At 63.0% G+C, this 17,228-nt stretch carries 19 protein-coding genes, 1 pseudogene and 1 riboswitch; all 20 genes and pseudogenes read right to left on the bottom strand.

Features of this window, described 5'->3' with window-relative positions:
• Positions 1 to 126: 126 nt before the first annotated feature.
• A complete protein-coding gene (cobT, locus tag HMPREF3140_RS09680) occupies positions 127 to 1,182 on the bottom strand; it encodes a nicotinate-nucleotide--dimethylbenzimidazole phosphoribosyltransferase (RefSeq protein WP_016529969.1) in 1,056 nt (351 codons plus the stop codon).
• Between the two features lie 43 nt (positions 1,183 to 1,225).
• A complete protein-coding gene (cobU, locus tag HMPREF3140_RS09675; protein ID WP_032412285.1) occupies positions 1,226 to 1,771 on the bottom strand; it encodes a bifunctional adenosylcobinamide kinase/adenosylcobinamide-phosphate guanylyltransferase in 546 nt (181 codons plus the stop codon).
• Complete coding sequence (locus HMPREF3140_RS09670) at positions 1,765 to 3,288, bottom strand: cobyric acid synthase (protein ID WP_032412289.1); 1,524 nt, start codon at positions 3,286 to 3,288, stop codon at positions 1,765 to 1,767. The genes cobU and HMPREF3140_RS09670 overlap by 7 nt, the downstream gene beginning before the upstream one ends.
• Entirely contained in the window at positions 3,285 to 4,109 is an 825-nt protein-coding gene (locus HMPREF3140_RS09665) for an energy-coupling factor ABC transporter ATP-binding protein (protein ID WP_002915614.1), read from the bottom strand. Before HMPREF3140_RS09665 ends, HMPREF3140_RS09670 begins: the two co-directional genes overlap by 4 nt.
• An 8-nt stretch (positions 4,110 to 4,117) precedes the next feature.
• Complete coding sequence (locus tag HMPREF3140_RS09660) at positions 4,118 to 4,795, bottom strand: energy-coupling factor ABC transporter transmembrane protein (protein WP_002915616.1); 678 nt, start codon at positions 4,793 to 4,795, stop codon at positions 4,118 to 4,120.
• Positions 4,782 to 5,063, bottom strand: coding sequence for an energy-coupling factor ABC transporter substrate-binding protein (locus tag HMPREF3140_RS09655; protein ID WP_002915619.1), 282 nt, complete (start codon positions 5,061 to 5,063; stop codon positions 4,782 to 4,784). Before HMPREF3140_RS09655 ends, HMPREF3140_RS09660 begins: the two co-directional genes overlap by 14 nt.
• A gap of 1 nt (position 5,064) precedes the next feature.
• Complete coding sequence (gene cbiM / locus HMPREF3140_RS09650) at positions 5,065 to 5,802, bottom strand: cobalt ECF transporter S component CbiM (protein WP_004143926.1); 738 nt, start codon at positions 5,800 to 5,802, stop codon at positions 5,065 to 5,067.
• Entirely contained in the window at positions 5,802 to 6,512 is a 711-nt protein-coding gene (locus HMPREF3140_RS09645; RefSeq protein WP_002915624.1) for a cobalt-factor II C(20)-methyltransferase, read from the bottom strand. The genes cbiM and HMPREF3140_RS09645 overlap by 1 nt, the downstream gene beginning before the upstream one ends.
• Positions 6,509 to 7,303 (bottom strand): sirohydrochlorin cobaltochelatase, encoded by a 795-nt coding sequence (cbiK, locus tag HMPREF3140_RS09640; protein ID WP_004174588.1) that lies wholly within the window; start codon positions 7,301 to 7,303, stop codon positions 6,509 to 6,511. The genes HMPREF3140_RS09645 and cbiK overlap by 4 nt, the downstream gene beginning before the upstream one ends.
• A 10-nt stretch (positions 7,304 to 7,313) precedes the next feature.
• Entirely contained in the window at positions 7,314 to 8,099 is a 786-nt protein-coding gene (locus HMPREF3140_RS09635; RefSeq protein ID WP_023285512.1) for a cobalt-precorrin-6A reductase, read from the bottom strand.
• Positions 8,096 to 8,821, bottom strand: coding sequence for a precorrin-3B C(17)-methyltransferase (locus HMPREF3140_RS09630; RefSeq protein ID WP_004143930.1), 726 nt, complete (start codon positions 8,819 to 8,821; stop codon positions 8,096 to 8,098). Before HMPREF3140_RS09630 ends, HMPREF3140_RS09635 begins: the two co-directional genes overlap by 4 nt.
• Positions 8,821 to 9,876, bottom strand: a complete 1,056-nt coding sequence (gene cbiG, locus HMPREF3140_RS09625) for a cobalt-precorrin 5A hydrolase (RefSeq protein WP_004174586.1) — start codon at positions 9,874 to 9,876, stop codon at positions 8,821 to 8,823. Before cbiG ends, HMPREF3140_RS09630 begins: the two co-directional genes overlap by 1 nt.
• Positions 9,857 to 10,630 carry a cobalt-precorrin-4 methyltransferase gene (locus HMPREF3140_RS09620; protein ID WP_032412290.1) on the bottom strand — a complete coding sequence of 258 codons (774 nt, stop codon included), beginning with the start codon at positions 10,628 to 10,630 and terminating at the stop codon, positions 9,857 to 9,859. The genes cbiG and HMPREF3140_RS09620 overlap by 20 nt, the downstream gene beginning before the upstream one ends.
• Positions 10,623 to 11,192 (bottom strand): decarboxylating cobalt-precorrin-6B (C(15))-methyltransferase, encoded by a 570-nt coding sequence (locus HMPREF3140_RS09615; RefSeq protein ID WP_002915684.1) that lies wholly within the window; start codon positions 11,190 to 11,192, stop codon positions 10,623 to 10,625. The genes HMPREF3140_RS09620 and HMPREF3140_RS09615 overlap by 8 nt, the downstream gene beginning before the upstream one ends.
• Entirely contained in the window at positions 11,182 to 11,787 is a 606-nt protein-coding gene (locus HMPREF3140_RS09610) for a cobalt-precorrin-7 (C(5))-methyltransferase (protein WP_004174583.1), read from the bottom strand. Before HMPREF3140_RS09610 ends, HMPREF3140_RS09615 begins: the two co-directional genes overlap by 11 nt.
• Positions 11,781 to 12,920: a cobalt-precorrin-5B (C(1))-methyltransferase CbiD gene (cbiD, locus tag HMPREF3140_RS09605; RefSeq protein ID WP_032412292.1), complete on the bottom strand. Its 1,140-nt coding sequence runs from the start codon at positions 12,918 to 12,920 to the stop codon at positions 11,781 to 11,783. Before cbiD ends, HMPREF3140_RS09610 begins: the two co-directional genes overlap by 7 nt.
• Positions 12,917 to 13,552, bottom strand: a complete 636-nt coding sequence (locus HMPREF3140_RS09600) for a cobalt-precorrin-8 methylmutase (RefSeq protein WP_032412294.1) — start codon at positions 13,550 to 13,552, stop codon at positions 12,917 to 12,919. Before HMPREF3140_RS09600 ends, cbiD begins: the two co-directional genes overlap by 4 nt.
• A 10-nt stretch (positions 13,553 to 13,562) precedes the next feature.
• Positions 13,563 to 14,522: an adenosylcobinamide-phosphate synthase CbiB gene (cbiB, locus tag HMPREF3140_RS09595; protein WP_002915724.1), complete on the bottom strand. Its 960-nt coding sequence runs from the start codon at positions 14,520 to 14,522 to the stop codon at positions 13,563 to 13,565.
• Positions 14,519 to 15,895, bottom strand: coding sequence for a cobyrinate a,c-diamide synthase (locus tag HMPREF3140_RS09590; protein WP_070552955.1), 1,377 nt, complete (start codon positions 15,893 to 15,895; stop codon positions 14,519 to 14,521). Before HMPREF3140_RS09590 ends, cbiB begins: the two co-directional genes overlap by 4 nt.
• A 92-nt stretch (positions 15,896 to 15,987) precedes the next feature.
• A riboswitch (cobalamin riboswitch) is annotated at positions 15,988 to 16,166 on the bottom strand.
• Between the two features lie 218 nt (positions 16,167 to 16,384).
• A pseudogene (locus HMPREF3140_RS09585) lies at positions 16,385 to 17,200 on the bottom strand (PocR ligand-binding domain-containing protein); the annotation flags it as partial.
• Positions 17,201 to 17,228: the final 28 nt, after the last annotated feature.

Raw genomic sequence — 17,228 nt, 5'->3', positions numbered from 1 at the left:
GTCGTCGGTTCAAATCCGGCCCCCGCAACCAACATTACAAACACCCTCAAGGGTGTTTTTTTGTTTCTGCCGCCGGCAAAACCTCTGCCGAAAACGGGAACGGCCATTGCCGCCCCCATCTCCTGCTTACCCCTTCGGTAACACAATATTGCTTGCCGCCAGCATGCCCATGCGATGGTACATCGCGCAGGCCGCCTCGACGATCGGCATCGCCAGCGCCGCGCCGCTGCCTTCTCCCAGACGCATGCCCATATTGAGATACGGTTCGAGACCCAGGTGCGCCAACGCGATACGCGCCCCCTTCTCCGCCGAATAGTGGGACGGGATCAGATACGGTTTCACCTCCGGCGCTATCTGACACGCCGCCAGCGCCGCCGCGTAGGAGAGAAAGCCATCCAGCACCACCGGCAGCCCACAGGACGCCGCCCCCAGCATGACACCGGTCATCCCCAGCAGATCGAAACCACCGACTTTGCTCAGCACATCGAGGCCATCATTCGGGTCGGGCTGATTGACGGCGATAGCCCGCCGCACCACCGCCACCTTGTTGCCAACCTTCGCCAGCGGCAGATTGGCGCCAATCCCGACCACCTCCTGTGCATCGCTGCCGGTCAGGACGCTGACGATCGCTGCCGCCGGCGTGGTATTGGCCATCCCCAGTTCGCCGACGCCAAACAGGGTAACGCCCTCCTGGGCCAGCGCGCGGGTGTAGCGCATCACCTCCAGCAACAGCTCCTGCCCCTGCTCACGGCTCATCGCCGGGCCGCGGGCAATATTGCCGCAGCCCCGCGCCACCCGCATATTCACCACGCCGGGCAGCGGTTCGCTATCGATACCGACATCAATTACATGCACTTTCGCCCCGGCCTGAGCGGCGAGCACGCAGACGCCGGTGGTGCCGCGGGTCATATTTGCCGCCTGGATGGCGGTGACCGCCTTCGGCGAAATCGCCACCCCTTCGTCCCACACCCCATGGTCGGCGCACATCACCAGCAGGGCCTTTTTCGCCACCTGCGGCTGGCCGCCCAGGCCGGGCATTCCCGCCAGCTGCACCGCCAGCGCCTCCAGACGCCCGAGGCTGCCGGGGGGCTTGAGTAAGCCGTCGATGTGTTGCTGTGCCCGCGCCATGGCGTCGGCGTCCGGCGCGGGGATCGCCCGCAGAACCGTGTTTAAATTTTGCATACAGAATCCCTGCCAGGGCTGGCCCGGTCAGCCAGCGATTGAGTTATTTGATTTTGACGCCGATGCCGGAGACCACCAGCCAGACCGCATCCGCCGCGGCCGCCAGGCGCTGATTGACCCGCCCGGCAATATCGCGAAAATGCCGCGCCAGGCGGTTCTCCGGTACAATGCCCATCCCCACCTCGTTGGTCACCAGCACGACGTGCGCCGGACAGCGCTGACAGGCGGCAATCAGCACGCCAATTTCGTCATCAATAGCCTGTTCCATGGCGGCGTAATCCCAGCCGTCGGGGTCGCTGTCGCCGCCGAGCGCGAACAGCAGGTTGGTGACCATGGTGGTGATGCATTCCAGCAAAATCGCCTCCTCTGGGGCGATAGCCGGGGTGATCAGTTCATCAAGCTGCTGCCAGCGCTCGGCGGTGCGCCAGTGGGCGGGCCTGCCGTCGCGATGATGCTGGATCCTTGCGGCCATCTCGTCGTCAAAGATTTGCGAGGTGGCGATATATAACACCTGCGGCGCATCGGCAATCAGCACCTCGGCATGGCGACTTTTGCCGCTGCGCGCGCCGCCGGTAACCAGAGTCAGCATAGGGGCTCCTGATGTTGGCGCATGATGGCGTAAATTTTATCGATGGCGATATGTTCGCGCATGGCCTCGGCCAGCCGATCAAACTGGCGGGTTTTATAGCGGGCATACTCTAGGGCGCTGTCCAGCGGCGCCAGCCCTTTGCGCTGGCGCAGGCCGTTGAGCAGCGCCCGGGTAAAGGCATCGCTGTCGAACAGGCCATGGAGATAGGTGCCGAACGCCAGGCCGTCGTCGCTTATCGCCCCGTCGTCCACTGCCTGCCCCGCTTTATGCAGCTGCAGCAGCGGCGGGCAGCCTGCCTCGCGGCGCGTCTCGCCCATATGAATTTCATAGCCACTGACGCGCAGCCCCGCCGCGTCGGCTAACCAATCCGGGAGCGCAGACCCCAGGGTCGCCTGCACCTGGGTGGTGGTTTTGTGCTGGGCGAAGTGGGTCACGGTCTTCAGCACCCCCAGCCCGGGCTGGGCGCCAAGGCCAGACTCCACCTCATCGATAATGGTTTCGCCCAGCATCTGATAGCCGCCGCAGATCCCCAGCAGCGGCACCTTGCGCTGCCGGGCCTGCTCGACCGCGTGCGCCATGCCGCTCTCGCGCAGCCAGCACAGATCGCCGAGGGTATTTTTACTGCCCGGGAGAATGACCAGGTCGGCGTCGGCCAGCGCCTGCGGATCGCGGACATAGCGCACCCGGACGTCTGGCTGCGCCGCCAGGGCGTTAAAGTCGGTAAAATTGGCGATATGCGGCAGGTGAACCACGGCGATGTCGATATCGCGCCGGTCGGTGCGATGGTATTTCCCGACCTGCAGCGCGACGCCGTCCTCATCCTCGAGATCCACGTCAAGCCATGGCATAACGCCCAGCACCGGCACCCCGGTCAACGCCTCGATTTGCTCTATCCCGGAGCGCAGGAGCGCCACATCGCCGCGGAATTTATTGATGATCACCCCTTTCACCCGCGCCCGCTCCTGAGGCTGCAGCAGCGCCAGCGTGCCGTAAATCGCGGCAAACACCCCGCCGCGGTCGATATCGGCCACCAGGATCACCGGGCATTGCGCCATCTCGGCCATGCCCATATTGACGATATCGCGGTCGCGCAGGTTAATCTCCGCCGGACTGCCGGCCCCTTCCAGCACCAGCGCCTCATACTCCCCGGCCAGGCTCTGGTAGACCGCGAGGATCTGTTCGCGCAGGCGCGGCTTGTACTGGTGATAGCTCACCGCGTCCATGCTGGTCGCCACCTGCCCCATCAGGACCACCTGCGCCTGACGGTCGCTGGTGGGCTTGAGCAAAATCGGATTCATGCGGACATCCGGCGCAATCCCGGCCGCTTCGGCCTGGAAAATTTGTGCCCGGCCCATCTCTTTGCCATCCGGCGTAATGCCGGAGTTCAGCGCCATATTCTGTGATTTAAACGGCGCGGTACGCAGCCCATCCTGATGAAAAATGCGGCACAGTCCCGCCACCAGCACGCTTTTCCCAACGTCGGAAGCCGTGCCCTGCAACATCACTGCCAGCGTCATGACGCCTCCTTTATCGCGCCTATCGCGTTGTTGTGCATCCGCTGAAAAAACTCCGCCTCGGTTTTACACAGCGGCAGCCCCAGTTCGCTATGAAGTTTCACCAGCCACGGCTGCGTCAATCCCGCCCTGTCCATCGTCTCCGCGCAGGCAAATACCTCGCCGGGATCCCCCGCGGCCAGTACTTCGCCGTGACGCAGCACGTAAACGGCGTCGCTCACCTCATAGATCAGATCGATATCGTGGCTGGAGATCACCACGCGCCGCCCCTGCCCGACAATGCGGCGGATGATGGCGATCATCTGCGCCCGCCCGCGTGGATCGAGGCCCGCGGTGGGCTCGTCAAGCAGCAGGTAGCGCGCCTGCAGCACTAGCGCCCCGGCGATTGCCACCCGTTTTTTCTGCCCATGGCTGAGGCACTGGATCGGCTGCTGGCGAAACCCCTGGGCATCGACGAGGGTCAACGCCTCATCCACCCGGCGGGCGATCTCCTCTTCCGCCACCCCGAGGTTACGCAGACTAAAAGCGATATCGCTGTCGATATCGGTATAGAATATTTGCTGGTCCGGATCCTGAAACACCGTCGCCACCTGCTGGCGCAGCGCCAGCAGACCGCGCTTGCTGTAATTCAGCGCCTCTCCCTGCCACAGCACCGCCCCCTGCTGCGGGCGCAGCAGGCCGCTCAGGTTCATAAACAGCGTCGACTTTCCGCAGCCGTTGGCCCCCACCAGGCCGGTCACCGCATGGCGGGAAAAATCCAGCGTCAGCCCTTTAAGTACCGGCTCATCCTGATAGCGAAACCAGAGATCGGTTGTGGCAAGCATACTTATCCTTAGAGGTGAAAATCACCCTGGTACAATTTGATATCCAGCGCCGTGCTCATCTGCTGATAGCGCAGGAGGACGCGGGTGAACAGCAGTCCCACCAGCATCGCCAGCGAGCGATAGCCCTGCGGCACGCTACCATAGCCAAAACGCAGAGTTTGCGCGCGGTGAATCGCCATCGCCTCGTCTAACAGAATAAAAATGAAGCGCCAGGTCAGCAGGATCTGCTCCGTCAACAGCCGCGGTACGCGACCGCGCTTGAGTAAAATAATCAACTGCGGGAAAGGCAGATTAAGCACCAGCCAGAGCGTCGCCGCCATCGCCGCCAGGCTGCGCCAGAAGGTCTCCCCGGCCACGGCCAGCCCCGGGGCGGAAATCCCTATCGAGAAAGCGCCCAGCCGCAAGCTCGCTAACAGCATCTGCGGATCGCGGCTGACGCTGAACAGAATGGTCAGCACGCCGACCAGCAAAAAGCCAAAGGGTAGCGCCATCCAGCGGCACCAGCGCCAGAATGAGACCCGCAGCAGCCAGCAGGTCAGCGCGGCGGTCAGCGCCAGCGTCAGCGCCTGGCCCCACGCCGGCAGCGTAAAGGCCAGCGCCATCAGCAGTAGCCAGAGCAGAAACTTACGCTCTGGAGCCACCTGCAACCAGCGGCTCTGGTAGCTGAGTCGGTCAAACCCGGTCATCACGGCGCTGTCTGCCCCTCGCATATCCGAGAATGTAAAAAATCACTGCCGCGCCCAGCGAGCCCTGTAGGGTAAACAGCAGGCTCTCAATCTCGCCGCTCGCCGGTTCATATAGCGGCTGGAACCAGGGTTGATAATCCGGCGCCACCACCTGGATCTGGCTCTCCGCTTCGCCGTCCGAGCCGCCAAACTCGCCGCCGTGGTTAATAAAAAATGGCAGGATCATCAGGGCGGCCACCATCGCCAACAGGATCAGGGTCTTTTTCATATTAATGTCCCTCCGCGGCGATCAGCCGCCGTTTGGTTAGCTGATCGTAGATCATCACGGTGAGCAAGCCTTCCGCGATGGCTATCGGGATCTGCGTCAGGCAGAAGATGCCCATAAACTTGGCGATCGATCCGCCTGCCCCGGTTGCCGGATCGGGAAAGGCCACCCCGAGCTGGACGGAGGTGACAAAGTAGGTCATCAGATCCGCCAGCATGGCGCAGAGAAAGACCCCGACATCGCGACGGATCCCCGCCCGACAGGCCAGCTTCCACACCAGATAGCCGACCATCGGGCCGATCACCGCCATCGACATCCCGTTGGCGCCAAGGGTGGTCAGGCCGCCATGCGCCAGCAGCAGCGCCTGGAACAGCAGAACGATCGCCCCCAGCACCGCCACCACGCCCGGCCCGAAGAGGATCACCGCCAGACCGACGCCGGTCGGATGCGAGCAGCTGCCGGTCACCGACGGGATCTTCAGCGCCGAAAGAACAAAAATAAACGCCCCGCAGAGGGCCAGCAGCACCTTCTGATTGCTCTCTTCCTGAACGATACGCCGCAGGCGCACCAGGCCGTACCACAGGCAGGGTAAAAACAGCAGCCACCACGCCAGCGCCCACATCGGCGGCAAAAAGCCCTCCATGATATGCATGGCGAACGCCTCCTGCGGGACGATGATCAGCAGAACAGCGGCCGCCAGCCCCCCATACGAAAGCTGCTTCAGCGATTTCACCTGATTCATTACGCCTCCTCCCACTGTTTGTTAACCAGGATGGTCGAGAAATAGGGCAGCGGCTGGTCATCGCTGACCTCGCGCAGACGGCGCCAGCACTGCTCGCCCGGCAGGGTGGCCTCTGACATCATCAGCGCCGCATCCAGCAGCCCCGCCTGCGCCAGCAGCGCCTTAATGCGGGCGAAGCGGCCGTAGACTTTCATCAGCACCAGACTGTCATGCTGGCGCAGCGCCGCGGCAATGTCCGCTTCCGGCGCGGTGCAGGAGATCACCGCCAGCGACTGCTGCTCCATGGCCAGCGGGGTTTTCGCCCGCGCGGCAATGGCGGCGAAGGAGGTAACGCCAGGGACAATCTCCAGCCACTCCGGGCAGCCAATCCGCTGCAGCAGAAAGACCCAGGTGCTGAACAACATGGCGTCGCCGAGGGTGATAAACCCGACCTGCCTGCCCGCCGCCACCTCCTGGGCCAGCGCCGCGGCAACGTCGTTCCACACCGCCTCTTTTTCCGCGCTGTCGGCGCTCATCGGAAAATGGCAGCAGCGGACCTCCGTGTGTGCGCCCAGGTACTCGCGTACGATGGAGAGCGCCAGGCTGTCGCCGCCTTTGCGGCCGGCTGGCGCATACAGCACATCCAGCTGGCCGAGGATCCGCGCCGCACGCACGGTGATCAGATCGGCCGCCCCCGGCCCGCTGCTCAGGGCGTATAGTTTGCCGCTCATGCTGCTTTCTCCATCGTGTCGTTCAGCGCCTGCTGCAGATGGGCGACAAACATCGCCCGCACCGCCGGATTCTCCCCTAACCCGTTAAGCCACGGCGTGGCGGGGATACCGGCGGCATTGAAGCGGGTTTTCCACGAATCGTCTTCGTCGGAGGCCATATCATTAATGGCATGATCGCCGGCCACCAGCATCAGCGGCATCAGATGCACGCCGGTCACGCCCTGGCGGGAGAGTTCGTTAATGACGATGTCCACTTCGGGATAGCTTTCCACCGCCCCCACCCGCGCCGGAAAACCCTGCACCGCCATCATATGATCCAGACAGGCGTAGGCCGCGAAGGCGTGGTGGCTGGCGCCGTGCCCCATAAACACCACTCGCTCCGTCGCCGCCAGCGGCGGCATCTGCTGGCGCAGGGCCTGCATCAGCTGCACATAATCGCCATGACCGCTCAACAGCGGCGCGCCCAGCGTCAGACGCTGAAAGCGCGGGCGCATGCTCTGCACTTCGCGAACGATCTTCTCGTACTCGTCGCCGTTGATAATGTGCAGGGACTGGATAGCCACATCCTGGTATCCCTGCTCGGCCAGCTTTTGCAGAGCCTGCAGCGGAGTATCGATATGAATACCGTCGCGCTGCTGCAGTTTGCGAATAATCATCCCCGAGGTGAAGGCGCGGAACAGCGTGCGGTCCGGGCAGCTGGCGGCCAGATCGCGCTCGCAGGCGGCGATGTTCTTCTCGCGGGTGTCGTGATAGCTGGTGCCAAAGCTCACCACCAGAAGTGCTTTTTTCATATCCTCTTCCTCAAGTCGCCGACAGCCAGCGCGTCAACCGCGTAGTGAAATCGGCCTGGCTTTGCAGTAGTTCATCGCCCGTCACCAGCGGCGCCGGACGGGTAATGACGATGCAGGGGATCCCCGCATCAAGACAGGGTTGTACTTTTTCCTGATAGCCTCCTTCCGCCCCCGAGGCTTTCGTCACCACAACATCGGCCCGGCACTGGCGATAAAAGGCGGCGTTAAATTCGGCGCTGAACGGCCCGCAGAGGGCGAAGATCTCCCCCACGCCAAACCCCAAATCGCTACAGTGCTGAACCACCTCCGGCACCGGCAGCACCCGGGCGAGCAGCGTTTTCTCCGCCAGTCCCGCCCGCCAGGCCGCCAGATCTTTGCTGCCGGTGGTCAGCAGGATCCGCTCGCCGAGGCGACGAGCCACCGCGCAGGCCTCGTTCAGATCGCCGACCACGTGAAGTAGCGGATGGCGCAGATCGCTCAGCTGCTCCGGCCTTTGATAGCGGCTGAGCAGAACCCCGACGCTGGCGCAGGCGCGCACAATATTCTGGCTGACCACCTCGGCGTAGGGGTGAGAGGCATCGATCACCCAGCGGGTGCGCTGCGCTCTGAGCCACTCCGCCATCTGCTGCCACTCCATTCGCCCGCAGCGTATCTGCCCGCGGATATCGCCGGCCAGCCGCTCGCCGGTAGGGGTCGCCACCGACAGGGTGTAGCGCACGTCGGCGGCGTCCAGCTGCTGGCAGATCGCCCGCGCATCGCTGGTGCCCCCGATAACCAGCACGTCGCCGTGATTCACAGCGCGTAGCCTCGCGGGGTGATCATCAGGCCGTTGTCGATGTAAGTCGCTTTGTTGCCAACGATCACCAGACTGGTCATATCCACTGGGGCAAAATCCATCTCCCCGAGGGTGGTCAGCCATTTCTCCTGCTTTTTGCGTCCGGCGGATTTGACTACGCCTACCGGCGTATCTGCGCTTTTACTGGCCGCCAGCAGCGCAAAGGCGCGCGCCAGATGTCCTTCGCGGCCGCGGCTGCGGGGGTTGTAGAAACAGATAACGAAGTCCGCTTCCCCGGCGGCGACTATGCGTTTTTCAATCACCGGCCAGGGCGTCAGCAGATCGCTAAGGCTGATATGGCAGAAATCATGCATCAGCGGCGCGCCGAGCAGCGAGGCGGCGGCGATACTGGCCGTCATCCCTGGGATCAGACGGACCTCAATGTCCAGCTGCTGCTTATTAACCAGCTCCAGCACCAGCCCCGCCATGCCGTAGATGCCGGCGTCGCCGCTGCTGATCAGCGCAACGTTGTGCCCGGCCTGCGCCAGCTCGATGGCCGCCTGGCAGCGCTCAATCTCTTTGCACATGCCGGTTTTGATCACCTGCTTGTCGCCGGTAAAGGCTTTTACCAGGTGGGTGTAGGTCTTGTAGCCCACCACGATCTCTGCCGCCTGCAGGGCCTCCACGGCTTCCATGGTCATCATCGCCTGCGAGCCAGGGCCAATTCCGATTACGCTTAACATCAGTGTGTTACTCCCAAAGTAATGGTCACGCCCTGCTCACGCAGGGTTTCGCCGGACAGGTTTCCCTGACTCAGCAGCCAGGCCACCGGGCCGGAGACGCTGCCGACGCCGACCGTCTCCCGGACAAAAGACGAGGCCGGAAAGCGGTGCTCGTGCTCGCGCAGCGCCTCGGCGCTGAAGGTTTCGAACGGCACCCGGCAGCGGTGAGCCAGCTGGCGCAACCCCGGCTCGTTTGCCTTCAGGCTCACGCTGCCGATCGCTTTCAGCGCCAGCGGGTCAAGACGCTGAGCGGCAAGCTGGCGATCCAGCAACGTACTGAGCAGCGCGCAGGGGGTGTCGCGCCGACAGCCGATCCCCGCCACCACCCGCTGGGGCACCAGCTTCCAGTGAGGCACCGGCAGCGGCGGCAGCGACCGGCGCAGGGTGACGCAGATCAGGGCGTCGAGCGCCGGCAAGCGCGCCAGGTCGCTTACCGGGATAAACCCGCGCCGGTCGCAGCGGCTTAGCGCCCCGGTGAATTCGCCGTCGCACCACAGCCCCACCCGCTTACCGCTCACCAGCATCTGGTTAACAGTTTTCACCGCCGCGCGAAAATCGGTCATCCGGGCGTTCAGCTGGAAGGCCAGCGTGTCGAGGGCGGCCAGCTCGTTGACGTCGGTGGCGGTGGTGATCACCGGGTCGGCGTCGAGCATCCCGGCGAGATAGCGGGTCAGCGCATTGGCCCCCCCGGCATGGCCGGAGAGCAAGCTGATGACGTGCCGGGCGCGCTCATCAATCACCACCACCGCCGGGTCGCTGAGCTTGTCATTCACCAGCGGGGCCAGCACCCGCACGGCAATCCCGGTGGCGCCGATAAAAATCAGCGCCGAGAAGCTGCTGAACGCCTCGCGGGCAGCGCTGGCAAAGCCGCCGTTGAAGGGGATAAACCCCTCTTCCTGCAGCGCTTCGCTGGTGTAACAGGTAAGCGGCAGCATGGCCGCCAGCCGTTTTGCCAGCCGCACGCCGCCGGGCGTCAGGCAAAACAGGGCAATGGATTCAGGCTTTACGGTATTCATGGCTAAAATTCGCTGCGTACAGTTTTGAGTAGTGATACTCATCGCCGAGGAAGGGGCCGACCAGGATCAGCGCCGTTTTGCGGATCCCGGCGTCGCGTACTTTGTCGCCGATGTCCGCGAGGGTACCGCGGACGGTCTGGCTTTCCGGCCAGGTGGCCTTGTAGATCACCGCGACCGGGGTGGTCGCGGGGTAGCCGCCCTCCACCAGCCGCTCCGCCACCCGGTGAATACGTTGCACCGACAGGTAAATCGCCATCGAGGTTTGATGGCTGGCAAAGGCTTCCAGCTGTTCGCGCGCGGGAACCGGCGTGCGCCCTTCCAGACGGGTAATAATCAGACTCTGCGAGACTTCGGGTACCGTGTACTCCACCCCCAGCTCCGCCGCCGCGCCGAGGAAAGCGCTGACGCCCGGCACCACCTGCCAGCGGATCCCGCGGCGGGTCAGCTCTTCGCCCTGCTCGCGCACCGAGCCATATAGCGAGACGTCGCCCGTCTGCAGACGCACCACCGTTTTTCCCGCCTTCACCCCCGCCTCCATCAGGTCGAGGATCTGCTCCAGATGCAGCGCGGCGCTGTCGTGGCACTCCGCCTGTGGCGGACAGTAGGCCAGTAGCTCGGTGTTGATCAGCGACCCGGCGTAGATCACTACCTGCGCCTGCTGTAGCAGACGGTAGCCTTTGAGAGTAATCAGTTCGCGATCGCCCGGACCGGCGCCGACGAACCACACGCAATGGGGATCAAAAGTCTCAGCCATGGTTTTCTTCCTTCTGACAGGCGATGACAAAAACGGGATTATGGGGTTTGAAGTAGTGGCCGCTGCCCAGGGTAGCCAGGGTGGAGACCGCCAGCTGCTGGCAGTCCACCTCGTGGATGCCGCTCTGCCGCAGGTGCGCCAGAGCGCTATGAAGGTTTTCCTGCAAAATAAAAGTCATCACCAGCCGGCCGCCGGGATGCAGCTGCGCCAGCGACCAGTCGATCAGCGCCGTCAGATGGCCGCCGCTGCCCCCCATAAAGATCGCGTCGGCTTTGTCGGCGACCGCCAGCGGCGCAACGCCCGCCACGATAGCGATGTTGTCGCAGCCAAAGCGCTGCCGGTTCTCCGCCAGCAGGCGCAGCGCGTCGGCCTGACGCTCAATCGCCGTCACCCGCAGCGCCGGGTTCTGTAGAGCAGCCTCAATGCTGACGCTGCCGGTGCCCGCGCCGATATCAATCAGATGGCGCGCCCGGTGCAGCTCCAGCTTCGCCAGCGCCAGCGCGCGCACGGCCTCTTTGGTCATCGGCACCTGGGCGCCGCGCAAAAACAGCTCATCTTTCATCGAGGATCACCACCGCATTCATCTCATATTCGTCCTCCACGGCGCTGACCGGCAGCCAGTGGATCCGCTCGTTTTCCATCGCCAGGTTCTCGCCTATCACCATCCAGCGATGGCCTTTGCCGCGGGCCATCAGCTGGGCGGCTATCTCCCGCGGTCCGCAGCGGCCGTCGGTCACCATGGCGACTTTCCGGTGGGCGGCCAGAGCATCGAAGCTCACCGCCCGGCCATGGCTGCTGGTCAGCCACATATCGTTCATGTCGATGCCCGCCCGGGCGCAGAGGTACTGCACCGCGCTGATGCCGGGGATCACCTGCACTCGTTCCCGGCCAAAATGGGCAATCAGCCGGGTGCCAATGCCATAGAACAGCGGATCGCCAGAGGCCAGCACCACGACGCGGCGCCCGGTACGGGCCTCAATCCACGCCAGCAGCGCCGGCATATCGGCCCCCAGCGCGAAGCGCTCGCCGGCGAAGTCGGGAAACTGCTGGAGATGGCGGCTGCCGCCCACCAGCGCCTCAGCGGCGGCGATTGCCTCGCGCGCGGCCGGGATCAGCCACTGCAGCCCCGCCGGGCCCATTCCCACGACCGTCAACATGTCAGATCCCGGGCAATCGCCGCCAGCGGACGGCTGCTGCCCAGTACCTGGTTATCAAAAGAAAACAGAACCGCGTCGCAGGTGGGCGGTTGCTGAGTGAAGCGCAGCATCTCAAGAACACGCTGGCAGATTCGCTCAGCCAGATGGTTATAGAGGCGCTGGTATCCCCAGGCGTCGATATGCTCCATTGCCGCTTCGGTAGTGTCGCACTCGCTGACCAGCGTCAGCAGCGGCAGCGGCGCGCCAAGCAGCGCCAGATGAGCGACGAGAGTTTCCATCCGCGCATCGGCGATATGGCTGTGGGTATGAAAGATCCCGGCGGCGATTTTGATCAGTTTGCCGGGATGGCCAATGAGCACAATCTGGCGGAAACCGAGCCGAACCGCCTCTTCAATCATGTAGCCGACGAAGTTGCTCATGGTGACCACCATCTGCGGGTCGATGCCCATCTGCTCGCGGACAAAGCGCTCACCGTGGTTGCCCGGCACCAGCACCACGCGCTCCAGCCCGGCGGCGCGTTTTATCTCCAGCTCGAGGGAGAGCGAGCGCTTCCAGCTCTCTTCCGACATCGGGGTAACGATCCCCGTGGTGCCGATAATCGAGATCCCGCCGAGGATCCCCAGCCGGGCGTTATAGGTTTTTTGCGCGCGAAGTACGCCTTCCGGAGCAAAAATCTCCACCTGCGCGCCGCGGGTAGGTCCTATCGCTTCGCGCACGGCGGTCTCGATGGTGTGCCGCGGAGTGCGGTTTATCGCCGGGCTGCCTGTCGGCAGGCCGATCCCTTTGCGGGTCACCGTGCCGATGCCCTCCCCGCCCTGCAGGCTAATCTCTCCGCTGTCATTGAGGATCACCCGGGCAAAAATCAGCATGCCGTGGGTGGCGTCGACATCATCGCCGCCGTCTTTACGGATCGCGGCGACCGCCTGCTGCCCTTCGACGTGCGGGGACTCAACGTTCAGGCACAGGGTGACGCCGGAGGGGGTGACGATCGAGACCTGATGAATCAGATGCTGGCGCATCACCATCAGCGCCGCCACTTTTGCCGCCGCTGTGGCGCAGGAGCCGGTGGTGTAGCCCTTGCGCAGCGCTTTGCCGTGATGCCACACCGGGGCGTCAAAGGTCTGATCGCTCATTGCGCCTCCCGTAGGTGGTAAAGCAGAGCGTTCACAATCGCTGCCGCCACGTTGCTTCCCCCTTTGCGGCCGAGCGCGGCGATGGCCGGCAGGCCGCTCTCGCTGAGCGCCGCTTTCGACTCCGCCGCGCCGACGAACCCGACCGGCACCCCCACCACGCCGCCGATGGCGGTCTCGCGATGTTCCAGCAGGCGAAACAGCGCGGTTGGCGCATTGCCGAAGACGAACACTTTCTCCCCGGCCTCCTGCACCGCAATATCCACCGCCGCCATCGAGCGGGTCATCCCCCGGCTTTGCGCCTCGCGCACCACCCGCGGGTCGCTGATATAGCAGCGGCATTCGCCGCCAAAGCGGGCCAGCAGGGTTTTGTTGATCCCGGACAGCGCCATGGTGGTATCGGTATACAGCGTGCAGGGCCGGCTCAAGGCCTCACTCAGCGCGATCAGGGCATCCGGAGAAAACCACAGAATATCCAGCCAGTCGAAGTCAGCGGTGGTGTGGATCACCCGCTTGATAATCGCCTCGTGCAGCGGACTGGCGAAACGGTAGTCCGGTCGCGTTTCGGCGATGATCTCGCTGATGATGTCGAAGCTTTTCGCCTCGATCGCCTGCGGTTGTTGGATGTACTGCATCAGGTTCTCCTCAGGCCGCGCCGACCAGCCAGTAGCGCACGCCGATAAACAGCGCCAGCGCCAGGCTTGACGCCACCCACATTAATCGAATGGTTCGGGAAATATCGTCCACCGCGATGTCGCGGACGGCGTCGCCTATCCAGGGCTTTTCAACGCGCTGGCCGAAGTAATCGTTCGGGCCGCCAAGGCGGATCCCCAGCGCGCCGGCGACGGTCGCTTCCGGCCAGGCGCAGTTAGGACTGCTGTGCTGATAGCGATCGCGCCAGCCCGTACGCAGCGCCCGGGCGCCATCTTCCCGGCATAGCACCGCGGCAAGGCTGAGCAGCAGCCAGCTCAGCCGGGCGGGAAGGAAGTTGGCTACATCATCAAGACGAGCGCTGACCATGCCGATCGCCCGGTATTTTTCGTGTTTATAGCCGACCATGGAATCGAGGGTGTTGACCGCTTTATAGGCCATGGCCAGCGGCGCGCCGCCGAGGAGCAGGAAAAAGAGCGGCGCGATAATGCCATCCACCGTGTTCTCCGCCACGGTCTCCACCACCGCACGGTTGATCTGCGCTGGCTGGAGCTGAGAGGTATCGCGCCCGACAATCCAGGAGAGCTTATGCCGGCTTTCGGCGAGATCTCCGGCCTGCAGCGGCCGGGCCACCGCCATCGCCGACTGTGCCAGACAGCGTCCCGCCAGCGCGGTGAAGATCATCCACACTTCCACCAGCCATCCAAGCCAGGGGTGGATCCCGTGCGCCAGCGCCAGTACGCCCCAGGCCACGCCCCATGTCAGACCGATAACCACCAGCCACATCACCCCGCCGCCGATGCGCAGCGCCCGGTCGCTATGGCAGACGCGTCGCACTACACGCTGGCTGACGGCGATCAGGCGACCTATCCAGCGCACCGGATGCGGCCAGTGCGGCGGATCGCCAATGACGACATCAAGTATCCAGGCTACACACCAGGCGAGAAGGGTCATAGCGCCCTCCTTGCTGCCCGCAACCAGTGGTTGAGCATGGTGGGACGCTGGGCAAAATGGACATGGAGATAGCTGGCAAAGGCGCTGCCGGACTGCCATCCTCCCTGCCACTGCTGGAGCGTCTTACCGTCTCGCTGTTTACGGCAGGCCAGTACGGCGGGGGTGGCGGGAGAAAAATCGGAGTAATGAAATTCATGGCCGCGCAGCCACTCGCCAGGGGCTGCCAGCAGCGTCTGCTGCTGCGCCTGCGCTTCGCAGTAGCCGAACCGGGTCAGACGCGTCCCCATTCGGCTGTGTCCGGGAATAATATCCGCCATCGTGTAGCGCTCGCCGCTGGTGACTTCCAGGGTCGTGCCCAGATACATCAGGCCGCCGCACTCGGCGTAGATCGCCACCCCGCGCCGGTGCGCCGCGCGAAGCTGTGTCAGCATCTCGTGGTTAGCGGATAGCCCGGCCGCATGCAGCTCCGGATAGCCGCCGCCGAGCCAGATCATCTGGCAGGCCGGCAGTTGGCGATCGCGCAGTGGACTAAAGCGCACCATCTTCACGCCGCAGCGCGCCAGCAGCGCCAGGTTATCGGGGTAATAAAAATTGAAGGCCTCATCGTCGGCGAGGGCCAGCGTCAGTCCTTCGCCGGCATCGGCGGCAAGCTGTTCTCCCCTCTCGCCGATCGGCATGGCGGCCAGTTCGCTGAGGGCCAGCAGCCGGTCTATGTCGAGGGTGCGCCCCAGCAGGCTGGCAAAATCCCGCCATGCCTGCTGATTGACCACCGACTCGCGGGCGGTCACCAGCCCCAGATGTCGTTCGGGCAGCGCTACGCCTTCCACGCGCGGCACATAGCCGAGCACTGGCACCCGACAGTAGCGCTCAATGGCGCTTTTCAGCAGCTGGAAGTGCGCGTCGCTGTTGACCCGATTGACGATAACGCCAGCGATGTCGAGAGCCGGATCAAAATGTTGAAAACCCATCACCGTGGCGGCGATGGAGGTCGACACCGCTTTGCCATCCACCAGCAAAATCACCGGGCAGCCAAGCTGCTTAGCCATTGCCGCGCTGCTGCAGTAGTTAGGGTCGGTGCCGTAGCCGTCATACAGGCCCATCACCCCTTCGATAACCGCGATGTCGGCCTGCTGTAGCTGTTCGGTAAACAGCGCGTTGAGTATCGGGGCGGGAAGCATAAAGCTGTCGAGATTGCGGGAAGCGATGCCGCTGATGGCGGTGTGCCAGGCGGTATCCAGGTAGTCAGGCCCGACTTTACAGGGTTGCACCCGCATACCGCGCTGTTGGAGCAAGCTGAGCAGGCCGAGCGTAACGGTGGTTTTGCCACAACCGCTGCCGGTACCCGCAAGAATGAACGCACGCCTGGTTGCCATACCCTGTCCTGTTCTGGCGGTCAGGGTATAGCTACGCGCATGCCTGGTCCTGCGACCACGCACCGCTAAGCCACCCACTTCCCACCGAAGTTGTTGGTCAGTTACCGGCAGGCAGGTCTTCTGGCTTAGCCTCGTTCTCGCCCGCCCTTCCCAATCTTTCGATCAGTGGTTTTTGCAGGGTCGTCAGCATCACAGCAGCGGGGGCTGCGGGGGATTTACACCCCCTTCCCTGACACCAAACTGGTGTCGAACCTGTCGGTTTGTTTCGCCGATGCGCCCTGCATCGACGGGTATTACTTTATGTTTTCTTTTACCGTTTCATCACTCGTCACAATGACGTCAGTGAAGGAAAGCGGTGTTGTGATAATCAGCTGTCTCGTATTAACGGACACTCTATCTCATCACAAAAATAAAAACTGGTGTAGTTTATCCCTCGAATATCACTATTTTGTTGCGCTATGACAATTTATTGCTCTACTGTCGTTTTTTTCATTTTATATTGATGAAGATACTCGGGGATATCAAAAATCGGCAATAGCAAAATATTGTCATTTAAAAAGACTCAGTTTGTGATCCGGCATTAATTTGCTGACGAAATGCCTGCGGCGTTACCTGATAGGTCTGGCGAAACACTTTGCAAAAATAGCTGGTTTGCGAAAAACCTAAATTCCGCGCGATGCTGGCGATGCTCCAGTCGCTGTGGCATAGCAGCTCTTTTGCGCTCGCCATCCGCTGCTGATTGACCCAGGCGTTAAAACCGATCCCCTGATACTTTTTAAACAGTTTGCTGAAGTAGTACGGGCTGAGATAGACATGCGCCGCCACATCCTCCAGACGCAGCTCATCTGAGAGATGCGCGTCGATATAGCGCAGCGCCTTCTTCATTTTGCCATCGTGCGGCGAGGGCGCCCGGCTGGCCTGCGCCGGATCGTTCTGCGACGGGTTATCTTTGATAACCACAAAGTTGAGCTGTTTTTTCAGGCAATTCTCGACGATCAGCTTCAGCAGATCCGCCGAAGCGATAACCCGCGAATAGTCCATCTCCGGCACATCGCGAAACGCCTGGACCAGCGCCGGATCGTCCTGCCAGCGGTCATCGACGTTCAAGATATCAACCAGTTCAACATCATTGCTCAGACGCACCTGCCCGCACAGCACGAAACCGACCAGGTGGCCGGCGATCACCAGCGGGATGGAAAAATCGGTTAACCCCGCATGACAGCGGTAGATACACAGCTGGTCTTTTTTCGAGGCTTCCAGCCCGCCGCAGCGGTCGCTCATGCGACAGCGTCCGCTGTGCTCCGGGGTGATGGTGCCAACTTACTGATTTAGT

Source organism: Klebsiella sp. HMSC16A12 (assembly GCF_001808265.1).
Taxonomy (GTDB): domain Bacteria; phylum Pseudomonadota; class Gammaproteobacteria; order Enterobacterales; family Enterobacteriaceae; genus Klebsiella; species Klebsiella pneumoniae.
The sequence above is the reverse complement of the archived record's forward strand: the minus strand, read 5'-3'. Positions and strand labels throughout refer to the sequence as shown.